Source organism: Kitasatospora sp. NPDC057512, from assembly GCF_042802135.1.
In the GTDB taxonomy this organism is placed as follows: domain Bacteria; phylum Actinomycetota; class Actinomycetes; order Streptomycetales; family Streptomycetaceae; genus Kitasatospora.
In genome coordinates this window covers 1-4,332 of sequence record NZ_JBHVET010000718.1, presented here as the reverse complement: position 1 = coordinate 4,332, position 4,332 = coordinate 1, and the positions used below count along the sequence as shown (strand labels likewise).

At 71.8% G+C, this 4,332-nt stretch carries 3 protein-coding genes and 1 tRNA gene; 3 read left to right on the top strand and 1 reads right to left on the bottom strand.

Annotation, left to right across the window (positions count from 1 at the left end; all coding sequences use genetic code 11):
- Positions 1-104: 104 nt before the first annotated feature.
- Complete coding sequence (locus tag ACFU6K_RS32510; protein WP_380669163.1) at positions 105-1,190, bottom strand: acyl-CoA desaturase; 1,086 nt, start codon at positions 1,188-1,190, stop codon at positions 105-107.
- Between the two features lie 248 nt (positions 1,191-1,438).
- Here ACFU6K_RS32510 and ACFU6K_RS32505 point away from each other — a divergent pair.
- From ACFU6K_RS32505 to ACFU6K_RS32495, 3 genes are all read left to right on the top strand, one after another.
- A tRNA-Gln gene (locus ACFU6K_RS32505) sits at positions 1,439-1,509 on the top strand.
- A 143-nt stretch (positions 1,510-1,652) separates the two neighbouring features.
- Positions 1,653-3,107 carry a bifunctional UDP-N-acetylglucosamine diphosphorylase/glucosamine-1-phosphate N-acetyltransferase GlmU gene (gene glmU / locus ACFU6K_RS32500; RefSeq protein ID WP_380669161.1) on the top strand — a complete coding sequence of 485 codons (1,455 nt, stop codon included), beginning with the start codon at positions 1,653-1,655 and terminating at the stop codon, positions 3,105-3,107.
- Between the two features lie 215 nt (positions 3,108-3,322).
- Positions 3,323-4,300, top strand: a complete 978-nt coding sequence (locus ACFU6K_RS32495; RefSeq protein WP_380669159.1) for a ribose-phosphate diphosphokinase — start codon at positions 3,323-3,325, stop codon at positions 4,298-4,300.
- Positions 4,301-4,332: the final 32 nt, after the last annotated feature.

The window sequence follows — 4,332 nt, the reverse complement described above, 5'->3', positions numbered from 1 at the left end:
GGCCTGCGCCGTGGCGGGCGCCGCGTCCGTCCGCGTGCCGTGGTGACCGCCCCTGCTGTCTGCGCTGCTCCCGTTCACCCCTACATCATGCTGGAAGCGCCGCCTCATGCGGCGCGGCGGGCGGCGATCCGCTGCGCGTCCGGCCAGCGGACGTCCCGGACCCAGCCGGCCAGCTCGAACCAGCGGATCAGCCGGGCCGAGGAGTCGATCTGCCCGCGCAGCACCCCGTGCCGGGCCGAGGTCGGGTCGGCGTGGTGCAGGTTGTGCCAGGACTCCCCGCAGGAGAGCACGGCGAGCCACCAGACGTTGCCGGAGCGGTCCCGGGAGCGGAACGGGCGCCGGCCGACGGCGTGGCAGATCGAGTTGATCGACCAGGTGACGTGGTGCAGCAGCGCCACCCGGACCAGCGAACCCCAGAAGAAGGCGGACAGCGCGCCCTCCCAGGACAGGCTCACCAGGCCGCCGATCAGCGCGGGCAGCAGCAGCGAGATGGTGGTCCAGAGCCAGAACAGCCGGGAGATCCGCCGCAGCGCCGGGTCGCGCACCAGGTCCGGGGCGTACGTGAGCTGCGGGGTCTGCTCCTCGTCGAACATCCAGCCCATGTGGGCCCACCAGAGGCCCTTCATCAGCGCCGGGACGCTCTCCCCGTAGCGCCACGGCGAGTGCGGGTCGCCGTCCTTGTCGCTGAACCGGTGGTGCTTGCGGTGGTCGGCCACCCAGCGCACCAGCGGGCCCTCGACGGCGAGGCTCCCGGCGATCGCCAGCGCCAGGCGCATCGGGCGGCCGGCCTTGAAGGCGCCGTGGGTGAAGTAGCGGTGGTAGCCGATGGTGATGCCGTGGCAGGTGAGGTAGTACATGCCGACGGTGATCGCGAGGTCCGTCCAGCCCAGCCCCCGGCCCCAGGCCACCGGGACGGCGGCGACCAGGGCGGCGAACGGCACGAGGATGAACAGGGAGAGCGCGATCCGCTCGGCCGGGCCCTGCTTCTCGCCGCCGCGGGTGGCGGACAGCCGGGTGGCGGCGGTGTCGGAGTCGCCGGTCCCGGCGGTCTGGTCGGCGGTCTCCACGGGGGCGTCGGTCTCCACGGGTGCGGCGGGGTCGGTGGGGTCGGCGGGTTCGGGTTCGGGGTCGGGAGACGGAGTGCGGGACGCGGCGTTCCCCGCGCGCGCCTCGCCTGCCTGGATGGTCATGGGCGTCCCTTGTGCGGCGTCCCGGAACGGGAGCGAAGCGGAGCTACGTTGGCGTAACCTACGGCATCGTAGGTTGCGCTCCGTGTCCAGGGGAACACACCGCCGCGCGGCGCTTGAGTGAATTCACCCGACTGGATGGATGAACCGCGGGGCCGACGGGTTCGGCCGCCGGGGGTGGAATCGGGGCCGTGGATCGGTCAAGTCGATACCCACGGCAGGGCCCTCTCGGGTAGGGTCTGACACGACTGTCCGCCGTGGTGTAATGGCAGCACAGGGCCCTTTGGAGGCCTTTGTCTGGGTTCGAATCCTAGCGGCGGAGCCTCTGCACGCCTCGGGTTCGGGCGTTTTCCGTAGCGCCGGTATTGTCGGTGCTGCTCGGCGGACTGTGCGAATGGCGACCGGCCTGGGTCCGGGCCGGGCCTGCTCTGCCCTCTCTGTGAACCAACCGAGGAGCCTCCCCGCATGGGTGCCAATTCGCTTGCCGCCGTTGTCGTGCTCGCCGCCGGTGGCGGGACCCGGATGAAGTCGAACAAGCTGCCCAAGGTGCTGCACGAGGTGTGCGGCCGCTCGTTGGTGGGTCACGCGGTCTCGGCGGCCCGGGAACTGACGCCCGGCCAGCTGGTCGTGGTGGTGGGCCACCAGCGCGAGCTGGTCGTGGCGCACCTGACGGAGCACTACCCGGCCACCCGCACCGCGGTGCAGGAGGAGCAGAACGGCACCGGGCACGCGGTGCGCACCGCGCTGGAGTCGCTGGCCGCCGACGGCGCCGTGCTGGATGGCACCGTGATCGTCACCGCCGGCGACTCGCCGCTGCTGACCGGGGAGACCCTGCGCCGGCTGGCCGATGCGCACACCGCCCAGCAGAACGGCGTCACCGTGCTGACCGCCGTCGTCCCGGAGCCCTTCGGCTACGGCCGCATCCTGCGGGACGAGGACGGCACCGTCGCCGCGATCGTCGAGGAGCGCGACGCCAGCGCCACCCAGCGCGCGATCACCGAGATCAACTCCGGCGTCTTCGCCTTCGACGCCAAGCTGCTCACCGCGGCGCTGGGCGAGCTCACCACGGACAACTCGCAGGGCGAGGAGTACCTGACCGACACCCTGGAGATCCTGCGCACGGCGGGCCACCGGGTCGGCGCCGTGGTGGCCGAGGACCACCGGGACATCCTGGGCATCAACGACCGGGTCCAGCTGGCGCAGGCCCGCCGGCTGCTGAACGACCGCCTGCTGGAGCGGGCGATGCGCGAGGGCGTCACCGTGGTGGACCCGGCGACCACCTGGTTCGACGTGCAGGTCACGTACGAGCCGGACGCCGTGGTGCTGCCGAACACCCAGCTGCAGGGCGCCACGCACCTGGGCGAGGGCTGCGAGGTCGGCCCGAACTCGACCCTCAGGGACACCCTGGTCGGCGCCGGCGCCCGGGTGAGCAACACCACGGCCGACCGCGCCGAGATCGGCGAGCTGGCCACCGCGGGCCCGTACGCCTACCTGCGGCCGGGCGCCCGGCTGGGCCGCAAGGCGAAGGTCGGCACCTACGTCGAGGTGAAGAACTCCGAGCTGGGCGAGGGCGCCAAGGTGCCGCACCTGTCCTACATCGGCGACGCCACGATCGGCGAGGGCACCAACATCGGCGCGGCCTCCGTCACCGTGAACTACGACGGCGTGAACAAGCACCGCACGGTCATCGGCGCGCACTGCCGCACCGGCTCGGACAACATGTTCATCGCCCCGGTCACCGTCGGTGACGGCGCCTACACCGGCGCCGGCTCGGTGATCACCAACGACGTCCCGGCCGGGGCGCTCGGTGTGAACCGGGCCACGCAGCGCAACATCGAGGGCTGGGTCGAGCGCAAGCGCCCCGGGACGGTGTCCGCGCAGGCCGCGAAGGCGGCGGCGGACGGAGTCGAGCAGGCCTGAGCGGGCGGGCCCGAGCGGTCGGGCCGGGGTCGGGGGGCGGTCCCGAGGCGGACGGTTTCTGCGCGGGCGCGTAACCTTGGGGACATACGTGCGCCACTGGGCTTACCGCCCGTGTCCAGGCGTACCGACAATTCCCCAACCCGTACCGCGAGCGGGCCCTGCCTGCCCGCCACCGGGTCGAGGGTTCAGCGTTCGCAACGCGAGGAGACGGTGCAGTGAGCGGGATCACGACGTCGGGTGAGAAGAAGCTGAAGCTCTTCTCCGGCCGTGCCCACCCGGAGCTGGCGAAGGAGGTGGCCGAGGCGCTCGGGACCGAGCTGGTCCCCACCAAGGCCCTGGACTTCGCCAACGGCGAGATCTACGTCCGCTTCCTGGACTCCGCGCGCGGCGCGGACTGCTTCGTGATGCAGAGCCACACGGCTCCCATCAACCAGTGGATCATGGAGCAGCTGATCATGATCGATGCTCTGAAGCGGGCCTCCGCCAAGAGCATCACCGCGATCCTGCCGTTCTACGGCTACGCCCGCCAGGACAAGAAGCACCTCGGCCGCGAGCCCATCTCGGCCCGCCTGGTCGCCGACCTGCTGCGCCAGGCCGGTGCCGACCGCCTGATGGCCGTGGACCTGCACACCGCGCAGATCCAGGGCTTCTTCGACGGCCCGGTGGACCACCTGTTCGCGCTGCCGCTGCTGGCCGACTACATCGGCGGGAAGGTCGACCGCGCCAAGCTGACGGTCGTCTCCCCGGACGCCGGCCGCGTGAAGGTCGCCGACCAGTGGTGCGACCGGCTGGACGCCCCGCTGGCGATCATCCACAAGCGCCGCGACATCACCCAGGCCAACACCATCCTGTCGGCCGACGTCGTCGGTGACGTCAAGGACCGGGTCTGCGTGCTGGTCGACGACATGATCGACACCGCCGGCACCATCTGCGCCGCGGCCGACGCGCTGTTCGACAACGGTGCCGCGGACGTCGTGGTGGCCGCCACCCACGGTGTGCTCTCCGGCCCGGCCGCGGACCGGCTGAAGAACTCGCGGGTGAGCGAGTTCGTGTTCACCAACACGCTGCCCACCCCGGCCTCGCTCCAGCTGGACAAGATCACCACGCTGTCCATCGCCCCGTCGATCGCCGCCGCGATCCGCGAGGTCTTCGAGGAGGGCTCCGTGACCAGCCTCTTCGAGGGCGTGCACTGACGAACGCCCGTGCAGGCGGCCCCGGTCCGGAC

Excerpts from the sequence above, each read along its gene's own strand:
- glmU (WP_380669161.1), top strand. The coding sequence starts at position 1,653 with ATGGGTGCCAATTCGCTTGCCGCCGTTGTCGTGCTCGCCGCCGGTGGC.
- ACFU6K_RS32510 (WP_380669163.1), bottom strand. The coding sequence starts at position 1,190 with ATGACCATCCAGGCAGGCGAGGCGCGCGCGGGGAACGCCGCGTCCCGC.